The 16,290-nt window shown below is 71.7% G+C and carries 15 protein-coding genes; all 15 read left to right on the top strand.

The features are described from left to right. Positions 1-8 precede the first annotated feature (8 nt). A complete protein-coding gene (locus tag ACTOQ1_RS16600; protein ID WP_362690383.1) occupies positions 9-359 on the top strand; it encodes a hypothetical protein in 351 nt (116 codons plus the stop codon). A gap of 243 nt (positions 360-602) precedes the next feature. Next, entirely contained in the window at positions 603-2,057 is a 1,455-nt protein-coding gene (locus ACTOQ1_RS16605) for a sugar transferase (RefSeq protein ID WP_440068050.1), read from the top strand. Further along, positions 2,057-3,124, top strand: coding sequence for a glucose-1-phosphate thymidylyltransferase (locus ACTOQ1_RS16610; protein ID WP_440068052.1), 1,068 nt, complete (start codon positions 2,057-2,059; stop codon positions 3,122-3,124). The genes ACTOQ1_RS16605 and ACTOQ1_RS16610 overlap by 1 nt, the downstream gene beginning before the upstream one ends. Then, a complete protein-coding gene (gene rfbB / locus ACTOQ1_RS16615; protein WP_440068053.1) occupies positions 3,121-4,263 on the top strand; it encodes a dTDP-glucose 4,6-dehydratase in 1,143 nt (380 codons plus the stop codon). Before ACTOQ1_RS16610 ends, rfbB begins: the two co-directional genes overlap by 4 nt. Continuing rightward, positions 4,260-5,117 carry a dTDP-4-dehydrorhamnose reductase gene (rfbD, locus tag ACTOQ1_RS16620; protein WP_440068054.1) on the top strand — a complete coding sequence of 286 codons (858 nt, stop codon included), beginning with the start codon at positions 4,260-4,262 and terminating at the stop codon, positions 5,115-5,117. Before rfbB ends, rfbD begins: the two co-directional genes overlap by 4 nt. Positions 5,118-5,210: 93 nt before the next feature. Beyond that, positions 5,211-6,464, top strand: coding sequence for a class I SAM-dependent methyltransferase (locus ACTOQ1_RS16625; protein ID WP_440068055.1), 1,254 nt, complete (start codon positions 5,211-5,213; stop codon positions 6,462-6,464). Then, positions 6,461-7,300, top strand: coding sequence for a sugar phosphate nucleotidyltransferase (locus tag ACTOQ1_RS16630; protein WP_440068056.1), 840 nt, complete (start codon positions 6,461-6,463; stop codon positions 7,298-7,300). Before ACTOQ1_RS16625 ends, ACTOQ1_RS16630 begins: the two co-directional genes overlap by 4 nt. Continuing rightward, positions 7,297-7,947, top strand: coding sequence for a PIG-L deacetylase family protein (locus tag ACTOQ1_RS16635; RefSeq protein ID WP_440068058.1), 651 nt, complete (start codon positions 7,297-7,299; stop codon positions 7,945-7,947). The genes ACTOQ1_RS16630 and ACTOQ1_RS16635 overlap by 4 nt, the downstream gene beginning before the upstream one ends. Positions 7,948-7,952: 5 nt before the next feature. Beyond that, positions 7,953-8,993, top strand: a complete 1,041-nt coding sequence (locus ACTOQ1_RS16640; protein ID WP_440068060.1) for an NAD-dependent epimerase/dehydratase family protein — start codon at positions 7,953-7,955, stop codon at positions 8,991-8,993. Further along, the gene (locus ACTOQ1_RS16645; protein WP_440068062.1) at positions 8,983-10,413 is read left to right on the top strand and encodes a DUF4910 domain-containing protein; all 1,431 of its coding nucleotides are present in this window, start codon (positions 8,983-8,985) and stop codon (positions 10,411-10,413) included. The genes ACTOQ1_RS16640 and ACTOQ1_RS16645 overlap by 11 nt, the downstream gene beginning before the upstream one ends. Continuing rightward, positions 10,410-11,453, top strand: coding sequence for a hypothetical protein (locus tag ACTOQ1_RS16650; RefSeq protein ID WP_440068064.1), 1,044 nt, complete (start codon positions 10,410-10,412; stop codon positions 11,451-11,453). Before ACTOQ1_RS16645 ends, ACTOQ1_RS16650 begins: the two co-directional genes overlap by 4 nt. Continuing rightward, the gene (locus ACTOQ1_RS16655) at positions 11,450-13,063 is read left to right on the top strand and encodes a lipopolysaccharide biosynthesis protein (protein ID WP_440068066.1); all 1,614 of its coding nucleotides are present in this window, start codon (positions 11,450-11,452) and stop codon (positions 13,061-13,063) included. The genes ACTOQ1_RS16650 and ACTOQ1_RS16655 overlap by 4 nt, the downstream gene beginning before the upstream one ends. 122 nt (positions 13,064-13,185) lie before the next feature. After that, positions 13,186-14,079, top strand: a complete 894-nt coding sequence (locus ACTOQ1_RS16660; RefSeq protein WP_440068068.1) for a glycosyltransferase family 2 protein — start codon at positions 13,186-13,188, stop codon at positions 14,077-14,079. Between the two features lie 47 nt (positions 14,080-14,126). Further along, a complete protein-coding gene (locus tag ACTOQ1_RS16665; RefSeq protein ID WP_440068070.1) occupies positions 14,127-15,023 on the top strand; it encodes a hypothetical protein in 897 nt (298 codons plus the stop codon). A 188-nt stretch (positions 15,024-15,211) separates the two neighbouring features. After that, positions 15,212-16,252: a hypothetical protein gene (locus ACTOQ1_RS16670; RefSeq protein ID WP_440068072.1), complete on the top strand. Its 1,041-nt coding sequence runs from the start codon at positions 15,212-15,214 to the stop codon at positions 16,250-16,252. Positions 16,253-16,290 lie beyond the last annotated feature (38 nt).

The raw sequence follows: 16,290 nt of genomic DNA on the forward strand, positions 1-16,290 counted from the left end.
TCGCGGCCATGCACGGCAACTCAGTGCCGGACTCCTACGTATATGTCACCGAAGAAGGCGTGACCCGTCACTACGCGGACGGCAGCGTTGACGCCCTCGCGTGGGAGGACGTCGTCGAGGTGCGGGTAGTGGGCGACACGGACTCGGACATCCTGTACATCCTTCTCGATCGGCAGGGCCAGGGGTGCGTGGTGCCCAACTCGGCGACCGACGCGACCTTCCTCGCCCGTCTCCGGTATCTCCCGGATTTCGATCTCGACCGGCTCGGTGCGGCGGTGGAGTCCGCGCGCGACGATTACGTCGTCGTGTGGCGCAGTCCCGAACCGCCTTCGGCTCTGCCGGATTTTGAATACGACTAATTTCTAATTATTTCCAAATACGGCGGTCAAACTTACACGTTTGGATCGTTCCGTCAAGATGCCATCTCTGCCGTACTTCGGCCAATAGTGGACAGTACCCGGTATTCCCCTACTCATTGGTGATCACTAGGATTTCCCTGGGTATCCACGCTCCTGATGCATAAGGGAATGCTGTCAACCATTGAATGAGGCGCACGGCCCTCAGCCGGTCGCGTTCAGGCATCTTGGGTGGGACGGGGTGGTATGAGAGTGGAAACCGAGGAGCTCGTCCTCGGGCTTCTCAAAGGTCCTGCGCGCACTGCTCCAAGCATTTGGACGCGCTCTTATGTCCGTATTCTGCTTGCCGGAGACGTCGCGTGTTCCGTGGTCGCCTGCGAGACCGTTCTGGGGATCCGGCTGTGGTTCGGCGCCTTCATCCCCCCGGCGGAGGCCCTGCTCGGGCTGGGCCTCGCCCTGATCTGGCCGCTGGCCCTGGCGTCGGGGGGTGCCTATCGCAAGCGCACGCACGGTGAGGGGACGGATGAATTCAGGGCCGTTTTCAATGGCGCCGCCGGCCTGACGGCGGCGGTCGCGATCGGCGCGTACATCACGCAAACTCCGATCGCCCGCAGCTTTGTCATGGCGATGTTCCCGCTCGCTTTCGCCCTCACCCTCTTCTTCCGTTACCGGATGCGCAAGCGGCTGCACCGCAGGCGTTCGCGCGGCGACTACATGCGCCACATGGTCGCCGTCGGCCACCGGGAGTCGGTGCTCGACCTGGTGATGCAGCTGCGCAGGCAGCCGCACCACGGCATGACCGTCGTCGCCGCGTGCCTGCCCGCGGGCCCCGACCTGGTGGAGGTCGACGGGGTTCCGGTCCTCGGCGGCTTCTCCGACGTCCCCGCGGTGGTGGCCGAGGTCAACGCCGACGCCGTCGCCGTTCTGGCCTGCCCGGAACTGGACGGCGCTGCGCTGCGCAGGCTCGCCTGGGGCCTGGAGGACGCCCGTACCGACCTGTTCGTGGCGCCCGCCCTCATGGACGTGGCCGGTCCGCGCATCAGCATCAGCCCGGTCGCCGGCATGCCGCTCCTGCACGTCGAGCACCCCGACTTCCGCGGCGCCCGGCGGCTGGCGAAGAGCCTGTTCGACCGGACGGGGGCGGGCCTGGCCCTCCTGGCGCTGGGCGCGCCGATGCTGGTGATCGCCGCGCTGATCCGCGCGACGAGCCCGGGACCCGCCCTCTTCCGCCAGGTCAGGGTGGGTAAGGGGGGCGTGGAGTTCCACGTCGTGAAATTTCGCACGATGGTGGTCGACGCGGAGCAGCTCAAGATCGACCTGGAGCGGGATAACGAGTTCGACGGCGTCCTGTTCAAGATTAGGAACGATCCAAGGATCACCCGCGTGGGCGCCTTCCTGCGCCGATACTCCGTCGACGAGCTGCCCCAGCTCCTCAACGTGCTGCGCGGGGAGATGTCCCTCGTCGGCCCGCGACCACCCCTCCCCGACGAGGTCAGGCAGTACGGCGCGGACGTGCGCCGCCGCCTGGTCGTGAAACCCGGCATGACCGGCCTGTGGCAGGTCAGCGGGCGCTCGGACCTGACCTGGGAGGAGTCGGTCCGCCTGGATCTCCGATACGTCGAGAACTGGTCGCTCTTTTTGGACCTGCAGATCCTCTGGAAGACCTGGAGCGCCGTGACCGGCGGAGAAGGGGCCTACTAGTGAAAGCACTCGTGCTCGCCGGAGGGTCGGGCACCCGGCTGCGGCCGATCACCCACACCTCCGCCAAGCAACTCGTGCCCGTCGCCAACAAGCCCATCCTCTTCTACGGGCTGGAGGACATCGCCGCCGCGGGCGTCCGCGAGATCGGGATCGTCGTGGGCGACACGCACGCCGAGATCGAGGCGGCCGTCGGCGACGGCCGCGCGTTCGGCCTGGAGGTCACCTACATCCGCCAGCGGGCGCCGCTGGGCCTGGCCCACGCGGTGCTCGTCGCCCGCGACTACCTCGGCGACGACGACTTCGTCATGTATCTCGGCGACAACTTCATCGTCGGCGGCATCGACGACGTCGTCGAACGCTTCACCCGCGAGCGGCCCGCCGCCCACATCATGCTCACCAGGGTCGGGGACCCCCGGCAGTTCGGGGTCGCCGAACTCGACGCCACCGGCCGGGTGATCGGGCTGGAGGAGAAGCCGCCCGTCCCCAAGAGCGACCTCGCCCTGGTCGGCGTCTACCTGTTCACCGCCGCGATCCACGAGGCGGTGGCCGAGCTCAAGCCCTCGTGGCGAGGAGAACTGGAGATCACCGACGCCGTCCACTGGCTGATCGCCGACGGGCGGCGGGTCGAGTCCTCCGTCATCTCCGGCTACTGGAAGGACACCGGCAACGTCACCGACATGCTGGAGGTCAACCGGCTGGTGCTGGAGTCCCTGGAGCCCCGGGTGGACGGCCTGGTCGACGACGCCAGCCAGCTGATCGGCCGGGTGGTCGTCGAGAAGGGCGCCACGATCGAGCGGTCCCGCGTCGTCGGGCCCGCGATCATCGGCTCCGGCACCCGGATCCGGGACAGCTACATCGGCCCCTTCACCTCGATCGCGGCAGGCTGCGCGATCAGCGGCAGCGAGATCGAGTACTCGATCGTCCTGCCCAGATCGTCGATCGCCGGAGTCTCGCGGATCGAGGCGTCCCTCATCGGCCACGACGTCGAGGTCACCCCCGCCCCCACCACCCCCAGAGCCCACCGTCTCGTGCTGGGCGATCACAGCAAGGTCCAGATAAGTTCATGACAGCAGCCGACAGGGGGGCGACCCCAACCCCGTCGAAGGTCCTGGTCACCGGGGGCGCCGGATTCATCGGCTCCCACTTCGCCCGCGTGCTCGCCGCGAGCGGGGCCGCCGTGACGGTCCTCGACAAGCTCACCTACGCGGGAAACCCGGCCAACCTGGAGGGGACGCCCCACGACTTCGTGTACGGCGACGTCTGCGACGGCGAGCTCCTGGCCGGCCTGGTCCCCGGGCACGACCTCGTCGTCAACTTCGCCGCCGAGTCCCACGTCGACCGGTCGATCGACGGTGCCGCCGACTTCGTACGGACCAACGTCCTCGGCACGCAGGCGCTGATGCAGGCCTGCCTGGACGCGGGCACCCCGCGGGTGGTGCAGGTCTCGACCGACGAGGTGTACGGGTCGATCGAGAGCGGTTCCTGGGACGAGCGCTCGCCGCTCAGCCCGCGCTCGCCCTACTCCGCGGCCAAGGCGAGCGGAGACATGGTCGCCCAGGCGTACGCGGTCACCCACGGCCTGCCGGTCTCCATCACGCGCTGCGGCAACAACTACGGTCCTCGCCAGCATCCGGAGAAGCTGATCCCGCGCTTCGTCACCCACCTCCTGCGAGGTCGCAGGGTCCCGCTCTACGGCGACGGCGGCAACGTCCGCGACTGGGTCCACGTCGACGACCACTGCGCGGGCATCCGCCTCGTCGCCGAGCGCGGCGAGTGCGGGGAGGTCTACCACATCGGCGGTACGGCGGAGCTGAGCAACCTCGAGCTCACCGCCCGGCTCCTGGAGGCCTGCGGCGCCGGGTGGGACATGGTCGAGCGCGTCCCCGATCGCAAGGGGCACGACCGCCGTTACTCCCTGGACGACTCCCGGCTCCGCGCGCTCGGCTACCGGCCGTCCGTGTCGTTCGAGCAGGGCCTGGCGGAGACGGTCCGCTGGTACCAGGACAACCCCGGCTGGTGGGAGGTCGCCGTGGAGAAGGCGGGTGACGGCCCGCCGCCGGGCGGAGCGAGCCCGCCAGGCGCGGCGGGCGCGGGGGGCTCGGCCGGCTCGTCCGGTCCGGCGAGCGCGGTGAACACGGTGAACACGGTGAACGAGGGGGGCCCGGCCGGTGCGGCGGGCGGGCGGCGGGGAGGGAGGACCGGATGACCCGCTGGATGATCATCGGTGCCTCCGGCATGCTCGGGACCGAGCTGACGGCCCGCCTGCGCGCCGAGGGGCGGCCCGTCCTCGCGTTCGGCAGGCAGGAGCTGGACCTTCGCGACACCTCCGCCGTGCGCCGCCTGGTCACCTCCCACGGCCCCGACGTCGTGGTGAACTGCGCCGCGTGGAACGCCGTCGACGAGGCGGAGACGCGGGAGGACGAGGCGCTCGCGGTCAACGGCACCGGGGTGCGCGCGCTCGCCGAGGCGTGCGGGCGCGCCGGCGCGCGGATGATCCAGCCCTCCAGCGACTACGTCTTCGACGGCACCGCGCTGGACCCCTACCCCGAGGACGCGCGGCCCTGCCCGGTCAACGCGTACGGCAGGACCAAGCTGGCGGGCGAGCGCGCCGTGCTGGAGGTACTGCCGCGCGGCGGCTACGTGGTGCGCACCGCCTGGCTGTACGCCGCGACCGGCCACAACTTCGTCCGCACGATGGCCCGCCTGGAGAGGGAGGGGGCTGCCCCCGACGTCGTCGGCGACCAGTTCGGCCAGCCCACCTGGGCAGGGGACCTGGCCGCCAGGATCGTCGACCTGGCCGGGAGCGGGGCGCCGCCCGGCGTCCACCACGCCACCAACTCGGGCCACACGAGCTGGTACGGCCTGGCCAGGGAGGTCTTCACGCTGCTGGGCGCCGATCCCGCCCGGGTGACCGAGGTCTCCTCCAAGGACTTCCCGCGCCCCGCGTCCCGGCCCGCGTACAGCGTGCTGGGGCACGACGGCCGGCGCGCGGCCGGGCTGCCGCCGATGCGGCACTGGCGAGAGGCGCTGAGGGAGTCCCGTGTGCTCGCGGCGGGCTAGCGGGGACGAGACCGGCGGAAGCCGGTGGCCGGACATGAGAACGACCAAATCGGAGAACCGTCGGACCGCGTCACGCGGCGAGGGAGCGCATCCATGACAACCTGCAGGCTGTGCGGCTCGACGAGCCTCGCCAGCGTCGTCGACCTCGGGGCGACACCGCCCTGCGAGCGGTTCCTCACCGAGCGGCAGCTGGAGGAGCCCGAGGTCACCTACCCGCTGCACCTGCGGGTCTGCACCGGCTGCTGGCTGGCGCAGATCCCGCCGATGATCACGCCGGAGGAGACCTTCACCGAGTACGCCTACTTCTCCTCGTACTCCACCTCGTGGGTGGAGCACGCGCGGGAGTTCGTGCGCGGGGCGGCCGACCGGCTCGGGCTGGGGGCCGGGTCGTTCGTGGTCGAGGTGGCCAGCAACGACGGGTACCTGCTGCGGCACGTCGTCGAGCGGGGCATCCGGTGCCTGGGGATCGAGCCGTCGGAGAACGTCGGCCGGGCGGCCAGGGAGGCCGGGGTGACGACCCTCACGGCGTTCCTCGACCCGGAGACCGGCGCCTCGGTGCGCGCGGAGCACGGGCCCGCCGACCTGGTGGTGGCCAACAACGTCTACGCCCACATCCCGGACGTCATCGGGTTCACCCGGGGGCTGCGCGCCCTGGTGGCCGACGACGGCTGGGTCTCCATCGAGGTCCAGCACCTGCTCACCCTGATGGAGCACAACCAGTACGACACGATCTACCACGAGCACTTCCAGTACTACACGGTCGCCTCCGCCCAGCGCGCCCTGGCCACCGGCGGGCTCGCCCTCGTGGACGTCGAGTCGCTGCCCACGCACGGGGGCTCGATCCGGCTGTGGGCCAGGCCGCTGGAGGCCATCGGCGAGCTCGGCAAGCTCGGCGAGCCGGGCGAGCGGGTGGCCGCGCTGCTCGCCGCGGAGAAGGCGGCCGGCCTGCACGAGCTGTCCGGGTACGCCGAGTTCGGCGAGCGGGTGGCGCGGGTGCGGCGGGACCTGCTGGGCTTCCTGCTCGACGCCGCCCGCGAGGGCAGGACCGTCGCGGGCTACGGGGCGCCGGGCAAGGGCAACACCCTGCTCAACCACTGCGGCATCCGGCCCGACCTGCTCCCCTTCACCGTCGACCGCAACCCGTACAAGCACGGCAGGTTCACCCCCGGCACGCGCGTGCCGATCCTGCCGCCCGAGCGGCTCGCCGAGGAGCGGCCCGACTACGTGCTGGTCCTGCCGTGGAACCTCCGCGAGGAACTCGTCGGCCAGCTGTCCTTCGTGCACGCCTGGGGAGGCCGGCTGGTCTTCCCCATCCCCAACCTGGAGATCGTCGAGGTGAACCCGTGAAGGTCGTCCTCTTCTGCGGCGGATACGGCACCAGGATGCGCGCCGGCACCCCCGGTGACGTGCCCAAGCCCATGCAGCTCGTGGGGCCCCGGCCGCTCATCTGGCATGTGATGCGCTACTACGCGCACTTCGGGCACACCGAGTTCGTCCTCTGCCTGGGGTACGGCGCGCACCACATCAAGGACTTCTTCCTGAACTACCAGGAGACGACGTCCAACGACTTCGTCCTGCGCGGGGGCAGGGTCGAGCTGCTGTCCACCGACATCTCCGAGTGGTCGATCTCGTTCGTGCAGACCGGGATCGCGTCGCCGATCGGCGAGCGGCTGCGCCGGGTCCGCGACCACCTGGACGGCGAGGAGATGTTCCTGGCCAACTACGCCGACGTGCTCACCGACGCGCCGCTGCCGGAGATCGTCGACCGCTTCACCCGGTCGGGCGCGGGCGCGTCGATGATGGTGGTGCCGCCCGCCGACACCTTCCACTGCATCGAGCTGGGGGAGCGCGGCACGGTCGGCGGGATCACGCCGGTCAGCGAGATGCCGCTCTGGGTCAACGGCGGATACTTCGTGCTCCGCCAGGAGATCTTCGACCACATCCCGGAGGGCGGCGACCTGGTCGGGGACGGCTGCGCCGAGCTGGCCAAGCGCGGCAGGCTGCTCGCCTACCCGCACCGCGGCTACTGGCGGCCGACCGACACGGTCAAGGAGCGGGTGGCCCTCGACGAGGCCTACTCGCGCGGCGACCGCCCCTGGGCGCTGTGGGAGCGCGAGCACGCGCCGGTCCCCGGACACGGCCGGGCGCCCGGGTACGAGCCTGCGGCGGTGACGGTCACGTGATCAGGTTCCGGCCGGCCAGGATGGGCCGGATCGCGCTGCTCGCCGCGCACTGCGACGACCTCGCCATCGGGGCGGGCGGCAGCCTGCTCACCCTCTGCTCCGCGCGCCCCGGCGTCCAGGTGGACGCCCTGGTGCTCTCCGGCGGCGGGACCGAGCGGGAGGACGAGGAGCGCGCCGCGCTGGCCGCGTTCTGTCCCGGCGCCGACCTGCGGCTCACCGTGCTCAAACTGCCCGACGGGCGGCTGCCCGCGCGCTGGGAGGAGGCGAAGGAGGCGGTGGAGGAGCTGCGGGCGCGCACCGACCCCGACCTGCTGCTCGCGCCGAACCCCGCCGACGCCCACCAGGACCACCGGGGCCTGGCCAGGCTGGTGCCCACGGCCTTCCGCGACCACCAGGTGCTCGGCTACGAGATCGCCAAGTGGGACGGCGACCTCGGGCGGCCCTCGGCCTACCAGCCGCTCACGCCCGAGGTGGCCGAGGCGAAGGCGGGCCTGCTGCACCGCCACTACCCCTCCCAGCGTCACCGCTCCTGGTTCGACCGCGAGGCGTTCCTGGGGCTGGCCCGCATCCGCGGGATCGAGTGCCACGCCCGCTACGCCGAGGCGTTCCACGTCAACAAGCTGATCTTCGACCTGGCTGGAGGCTGAACCGGATGCGCGTGCTGCTGACCGGGCACCAGGGCTACCTGGGGAGTGTGATGGCCCCGGTGCTCGCCGCCGCGGGCCACGAGGTGACCGGGCTCGACTCCGGGCTCTTCGCCGGACGCGTCCTGGGCCCCGCGCCCGACGACCCGCCCGGACACGCCGTCGACCTGAGGGACGTCACGCCCGAGGTCCTGGCGGGGGTGGACGCGGTGGTGCACCTCGCCGCCCTGTCCAACGACCCGCTGGGCGCGCTGGCGCCCGAGCTGACCTACGACATCAACCACCGCGCCTCGGTGCGGCTGGCCCGGCTGGCCCGCGACGCGGGCGTGCGCCGGTTCCTGTACGCCTCCACCTGCTCGGTCTACGGCGCCTCCGGCTCGGACCTGGTCGACGAGGACGCGCCGCTGCGCCCGGTCACCCCGTACGCCGACTCCAAGGTCCGGGTGGAGAACGACCTGCTCAAGCTGGCCGACGACGACTTCAGCCCGGTGTTCCTGCGCAACGCCACCGCGTTCGGGTTCTCGCCCAGGCTGCGCGCGGACATCGTGCTGAACAACCTCGTCGGCCACGCGCTCCTGTCCGGCGAGGTCAGGGTGCTGTCCGACGGCACCCCGTGGCGCCCGCTGGTGCACGCCGCCGACATCGCGAACGCCTTCGCCATGGCGCTGGCCGCCCCGCGCGACGCCGTCCACGCCAGGGCCTTCAACGTCGGCACCGAGGAGAACAACGTGACGGTGGCGGAGATCGCCGCCGAGGTCGCCGAGGCGGTGCCCGGCTCCCGGGTCGTGATCACCGGGGAGACCGGGGCCGACCCGCGCTCCTACCGGGTCGACTTCTCCCGGATCCGGGACGCGCTCCCCGGCTACCGGGCGCTGTGGACGGTGAAGGCGGGCGCGGTCGAGCTGGCCGAGGCGTACGGGCGGTTCGGCCTGACCGAGGACGGCTTCCGGCGCCACTTCACCAGGCTGGCGTGGCTGTCGGCCCGTCGCGAGGCCGGAACCGTCGACGGGGCGCTGCGGCCACGCGGGGCGGTGCGCGGTGACGGGTGACACCGGCGGCGAGGCGCCGGAGGCGGTGAACGGTGACGAGGCGCCGGGCGCGGTGAACGGCGGCGAGGCGTCAGAGGCGGGGAGCGGTGGCGAGGCACCGGGGCCGGGAGACGGCGGCGAGGCGCCGGGAGCGGGGAGCGGTGACGAGGCGCGCGAGATGCGGGACCTCGTGGAGCGGCTCTACCCGCTCTGCAGGAGCATCACCGGCGACGGCGTGCGCCGCACCCTGGAGATCGTCGGGGAGTCCCTCCGCCTGCAGGTCCGGGAGGTGCCGACGGGCACCCAGGTCCTCGACTGGACGGTCCCCAGGGAGTGGAACATCCGCGACGCGTACATCAAGGACGCCTCGGGGGCCAGGGTCGTCGACTTCGCCGCGTCGAACCTGCACGTGGTCGGCTACAGCGTCCCGGTGTCGGCCACCATGACCCTGGACGAGCTGCGCGGGCACCTGCACACGCTTCCCGAGCAGCCCGACCTGGTCCCGTACCGCACGAGCTACTACGCGGAGACGTGGGGCTTCTGCCTGGCCCACGACACCCTGGAGGGCCTGGAGGACGGGCCGTACGAGGTCATGATCGACTCGACGCTCGCCGACGGGCACCTGACCTACGGCGAGCACGTGGTGCCCGGCAGGGTCGCCGAGGAGGTGCTCGTCTCCTGCCACGTGTGCCACCCCTCGCTGGCCAACGACAACCTGGCGGGCGTCGCGGTGGCGGTCCGGCTCGCGCGGCGGCTGGCCGGGGCCGACCCGTGGTACACCTACCGCTTCCTGTTCGCGCCGGGCACCATCGGCGCGATCACCTGGCTGGCCCGCAACCGGGAGCGCGCCGGGCGGATCAGGCACGGCCTGGTGCTGGCCTGCGCGGGGGACCGCGGCCCGCTGACTTACAAACGCAGCAGGCGGGGCGACGCCGAGATCGACAGGGCGGTGCGGCACGTCCTGCGGAGCTCGGGGCGCCCCCACACGGTCGTGGACTTCTCCCCGTACGGCTACGACGAGCGGCAGTTCTGCTCGCCCGGCTTCGACCTGCCCGTCGGCTCGCTCACCAGGACCCCGTACGCGGGCTACCCGGAGTATCACACCTCCGCCGACGACCCGGACTTCGTCTCCCCCGAGGCGATGGCCGACACCCTGGAGACCTGCTGGGAGGTCACCCGGGTGCTGGAGGACAACCGCGCCTACCTCAACCTCAGCCCGTACGGGGAACCGCAGCTGGGCAGGCGGGGCCTGTACGGGTCGCTGGGCGGGCGCAGCGACACGAGGGAGGCCCAGATGGCGATGTTGTGGGTGCTGAACCTCTCCGACGGGAGGCACAGCCTCCTGGACATCGCGGAACGGTCCGATCTTCCCTTCCGTGCCGTGGCGGAGGCGGCACGGGCCCTTCGCGGTTCGGGACTTCTCAAGGAGTGTTCGCTGTGACGCGGTTCCAGGTCGTGACGGGCTCCCGGGCGGGCTCCAGGGCGGGCGGGGCGCTCGACCTCCGGGTCGGCGAGACGGTGGAGGTGCGCAGCGAGGCCGAGATCATGGCCACGCTGGACGAGAGGGGGGAGCTGGACGAGCTGCCCTTCATGCCGGAGATGCTGGCCTTCTGCGGGCGGCGGCTCACGGTGCACAAGGTGGCGCACAAGCTCTGCGACACGATCAGCAGCAGCGGCATGCGGCGGATGGAACGCGCCGTCCACCTGACCGGGGCCCGCTGCGACGGGCAGGCGCACGGCGGCTGCCAGACGGCCTGCCAGTTCTACTGGAAGGAGTCCTGGCTCAAGCGGGTGGACCCGGCCTCCCCTCCTTCTCCTGTCACAGCCGCCGGTCTCGCCGAGGGCAGGCCGTTGCTGCCGATCCTGCAGGCCGCCACCAGGAAGGAGCCGGGCCCCGACGGGGAGGAACGCTTCTCCTGCCAGGCGACCGAGCTGCTGCGCGCCGCGCCCACCTGCCTGCCGTTCAAGGACGTCGGGCAGTACGTCGCCGACGTGCGCACCGGGAACGTGGGCGTGACCTGGATGCTGCGCTCGTTCCTCGTCGGGCTGTTCAACCGCTTCCAGCAGGCCAGCAGGCGCGTCCTGCCCAGGTGGCTGTGGATCAGGGGCGGACTGCGCTGGGGGTTCGTCAGGGGCGAGGCCGGGCCCACCACCCCGACGCTCACCCTGGACCTGCGGCCGGGAGAGCTCGTCAGGGTCAAGTCCAAGGAGGAGATCCTCAAGACGCTCAACGACGGCCTGCTCAACCGCGGCATGGGGTTCGAGGAGGAGATGTCGCGCTACTGCGGCCACGTCGCGCGGGTGAGCGCCCGCGTCGAGAGGTGCCTGGACGAGAAGACCGGCCGGATGCTGCGGATGAAGAACCCCTGCATCGTCCTGGAGGGCGTCGTCTGCGCGGGCGCGTACAACGTCAGCTGCCCGCGCGAGTTCGTCCCGTTCTGGCGGGAGATCTGGCTCGAACGCGTCGAGGAGCCCAGGTGAGCGGGCCGTCCCACGAGACGGGCGGCGAGACCGGCACGGCCGCTGAGGTCGGCCCGGCCGGCCCGGCCGGCGGGGCAGGTGGGTCCGGTGGCGCCGATGACACCGGCGGCGTCGGCACGGCCGGGGAGCAGGTCGGGACGATCGGCAGGAAGGCCGGTCGCGGGCTGCGCTGGAGTCTCCTGGGCAACCTGGGGACGAAGGCGACCACCTTCGTCATGGGACTGGTGCTCGCCCGGCTGCTCGTGCCGGAGGACTTCGGCCTCTACGCCATCGCGCTCGCCGCGACCACCTTCGTCATGCACGTCAACGACGTCGGCATCATCGCCGCCACCGTGCAGTGGCGGGGCAGGGTCGAGGACATGGCGCCGACGGCGACGGTCATGGCCGTGGCGTTCAGCACCGGGATGTACGGGATCTTCTGGGTGGTGGCCCCGTACTTCGCGGAGCTGGCGGGCAGCGCGGAGGCCACCCCGGTGGTCCGGCTGCTCACCGCGGTCATCCTCATCGACGGCGTCACCGCCGTGCGGGCGGGCTCGCTGATGCGCGGGTTCGGGCACGACAGGCTGACCAAGGCCAACATCGCGGGTTCGCTGGTCAATGCGGGGGTGGCCGTCACGCTCGCCGCGAACGGCGCGGGCGCCTACAGCTTCGCCGTCGGGCAGGTGGCGGCCAACACGGTCACCGGCGCGCTGGTGCTCGCCTGGGCCGGGCTGCCGTTCCGCCTCGGCTTCGACCGGGAGGTGGCGGTCAGGCTCCTGCGGTTCGGGGCGCCGCTGGCCCTGGGGCTCGGCATCGAGGCGGTGCTGATGAACGCCGACTACGTCATCGTCGGCGCCGTGCTCGGCCCCGTCGCCCTCGGCTTCTACCTGCTGGCGTTCAACGTCTCCAGCTGGGTGCCCAGCGTGATCGGCACCGCCCTGCGGTACGTCACCGTGCCCAGTTTCTCGCGGCTGGCCGAGCAGCGGTCCCAGGCGCTGTCGCTGGGGGTGCAGCGCTCGGTGCCGTTGCTGGTCGCGTTCGTCCTGCCGGTCGCCGTGGTGACGGCCACGCTGGCCCCGGCGATCGTGGCGTTCCTCTACGGCGAGAAGTGGGCTCCGGCCGCCGGGGTCCTGGCACTGCTCGCGGTCCTGATGGTCGTGCGGATGCTCACCTCCCTCGCCTTCGACATCCTCACCTCGGCGGGCGCCACCAGGGCCACCGTGTGGATGAACCTCGGCTGGGCCGTGGCGCTGGTGCCCGCGCTGTGGGCGGGCACGCACTGGTACGGCATCCGCGGCGCGGCGATCGGGCACGCGCTGGCCGGTGTCCTGGTCGCCCTGCCGGTGGCGGCCCTGGTGCTGAGCCGCGCGGGCGTGCGCCTGGCACCCGTCCTGCCCGCCCTCGTCCGCCCACTCCTGGGGGCCGCGGTCGCGACGGTCGTCACGGTCACGCTCGCCGGCCTGACGAGCGGCCTGACGGGTCAGGGGACGGGCGGGGCGACCGCGGGCTCCGCGCTCGTCCAGCTCTGCGTGGCCGGTGGCGGGGGACTGCTCGCGTACCTCCTGATCGCCGTACCCGCGGCGCGGCTCAGACAGCTCGGCGCGCGGGTGGTCCCCGCCCGCGCCCGCTGACCGCCCACAAGACCCACAAGACCCGCCAGATCCGCCAGACCCGCAAGCTCCGCGAGACCTACGAGTTCCACGAGTTCCACGAGATCCACGAGATCCACGAGATCCACGAGAGGAGAGACCGGATGGAGAACTCCGACACGCTGGTGTCCGTCGTGCTTCCCGTGCGCAACGGGGCCGGGCGGATCGAGGGCGCGATCCGCTCGGTGCTCGGCCAGGACCACGAGCGCCTCCAGCTGGTGATCTCCGACAACGCGTCCACGGACGGCACCGAGGAGATCTGCCGCGACCTGGCCGCGACCGACCGCCGGATCGTCTACCGCAGGCACCCGGAGAACGTGGGCCTGTTCGACAACTTCGTCCGTACCACCGAACTGGTCGCGGGCACGTTCTTCCGCTGGGTCGGCGACGACGACCGGCTGGAGCCCGCGTGCGTCTCCCGGTCCCTCCAGGCGTTCGCGGAGGACGACCGGCTCGTCCTGGTCACCACGCAGGTCGCCTACACCGGACCCGACGGGACCGTCGCCACCGCCCCCCTCGACCGCTCCGGCCTGGCCTCGGACGACCCGGTCGAGCGGTTCGCCGAGATGCTGCGGCTGCTCAACGAGAGCCACCTGCTCATCGACCCGCTGTACGGCACGCTGCGGCGCGACCCCCTGGCGAGGATCCCGCGGCGCAACATGCTGCGCGAGGACGAGGTGTTCGCGGCGAAGCTCGCGCTGGCCGGACCGTGGGGGCACGTCCCCGAGGTCCTCGCCCACCGCAACTGGAAGCACGACACCCTGTCGGCGATCGCCCGCCGCCTCGACGTGCCGCCCTGGCGGGCCCGCTGCTCCAGCGTCCTGCAGTGCGGGGAGCTGTTCCGCTGGCTGCGGGAGGCCGATCTCACCGCCGACCAGCGTCGCCGTGCCCGCGCGGCCGTCCTCGGCATGTACGCGCGCCGCCAGCGGCTCACCGCGGCCCGCCGGGGCCGCAGGCTCGCGCTCATCGCCTCGGGGCTCGTCCCCGGTGGGCGGTGAGAGATGTCCTTCGACCCAAGACCAGTGATTCCAGAAAGGAGAACCCCGTGACGACAGTCTTCTCCAACAGCGCGGTGAACGACGACACGCGCAGGGAGCAGCTCTACCAGGGGCAGGTCTTCGTCTACTCGGCGACGCCCGCCTCCGCCCAGCTGGCCGCCTTCGCCAGGGAGCTGATCGCCGAGGCGTTCGGCGAGCGCGACCCGGAGACCGCCCAGTTCGACATGCCGGTCGAGGAGTTCGCCGACCTGCTCGCCCGGCTCAAGCCCCGGTTCATCCATCACCCCCGGTGCAAGGAACTGCTGCCCGCGGTGCTCGCGGAGCTGGGCTGCGACCTGGACCGCACCTACTTCGACGTGCCCCGGCTGCGCACCTCCACCTCCCACGACTACCTCACCTCAGGCATCTCCTACGCCTTCCACCCGCACCGCGACTGCTGGTACTCGGCCCCGTTCAACCAGCTCAACTGGTGGATCCCCGTCTACGAGGTGGTCCCGGAGAACGTGATGGCCTTCCATCCCCAGTACTTCGGCAGCCCGGTGCGCAACGGCAGCGCCCGCTACGACTACGCGGAGTGGAACAGGACCAGCCGGCTCACCGCGGCCCAGCACGTGCGCGGCGACACCAGGGACCAGCCCCGCCCCGAGGAGACCGTCGTGCTCGACCCGCAGGTGCGGGTGGTGCCGGAGCCGGGGGGCGTCATGGTGTTCTCCGGCGCCCAGCTGCACTCCACGGTGCCCAACACCTCGGGCAGGACCCGCTTCAGCATCGACTTCCGCACGGTCCACATCGACGACGTGCGCACCCGTCGCGGCGCCCGCAACGTGGACGCGGAGTGCACCGGTACCACCCTGCGTGACTTCGTCCGTTCCTCCGACCTCGACCGGATGCCGGAGGAACTGGCGCTGGAGTACGAGGCGGAGGCCCTGACCAGGGCCGGGTGAGCGGCGGCCACTCGGCCACCGCCACACCGCGGTGACGCCGCGACGCTGTGAGGCCGTGACGCTGTGAGGCCGTGACGTCCGTGGTGACACCTGCGGTGACGTCCGTAGTGACAAGGAGTTCGTGTGCTGCGACCAATACGCATCGTGTCCTGGGCGTCTGGCGCGCTCGGGGGAGCGGGGACGACGTAGTGGAGTTCTGGAAGACCATCCTCGACCTCGCCAGAAGGAAGCGGGTCGGGTTTCCGCTGTTCGGCCTGACGCTCCTCGCCGCCGTGGTCGTCTTCTCCCTGGTGCCCCCGCGCTACGTGTCGAGCGCCTCCATGGTGCTGACCACGCCCCCCGCGGGAGGAACGACGGACCCGGCCAAGAAGCCGGGGCGGACCAACCCGCTGCTGCAGTTCAGCGACGGCCTCAGGACCACGGCCGGCATCCTCATCCTGTCCATGAACACCGAGGCGGTCGCGACGGAACTGGGCATCGTGAAGGACGGTCCCATCGAGGTCACGATCAACGACGGGCGTACCAACCCCAGCATGCTGGGCATCCTCATGAACGGCCCGTTCGTGTACGTGGAGGTGGAGAGCGACTCCGCCGAGGTCACCAGTGCCGTCATGGCCAGGACCCAGTTCCGCCTCAGGACCGAGCTGGTCCGCAGGCAGGAGGTGCTCGGCGCCCCTCGCTCCACCTTCATCGGGTTCGTCGAGGTGGTGCCCGCCGGCTACCCCGCGATGGACCGGAGCGGCACGTGGCAGGCCGCGGGCGGGGCGGCGTTCGCCGTCGTCCTGCTCGGCCTCGGCGCGGTGTACGCCGTGGAGCGCCGGAGGGTGTTCCGGCGGAGGTCGGGTGGCGGGCGGCCCGGCGAGCCCCGGCCGGACACGACCACGACCACGGACACGGACACGGACACGGACACGGACCGAGCCACGGACACGGACAGGGCCACGGACGCGGCCCCGCCCCTGGCAGGCCGTTCCGACGAGGCGCATCCCGATGACCTTCCGGAAAAGGGCCGGGAACACGAGGACGGCGAGGAAGGCGGGGAGCCGGTGACCGGCAAGGACGGTAAGGGCGGCGGGGGCGGTAAGAGCCGCGCGGGCGGCAGGGGGCGCGGAGGCCGTGACGGCAGGGGCGCCGCCGAGCCGCCGATCACCGTGTACCCGGTGGAGGCGATGTCCCCGGCGCCCTCGGCGACGCCCGGACGAGGACGACAAGTGGACGACGACAAGTAGACGGCGACGAGCAGGCGACCGCGACAGGCAGACGAGAG

Origin of the sequence: Streptosporangium sp. OZ121 (assembly GCF_051918885.1) — a bacterium.
GTDB lineage: Bacteria > Actinomycetota > Actinomycetes > Streptosporangiales > Streptosporangiaceae > Streptosporangium.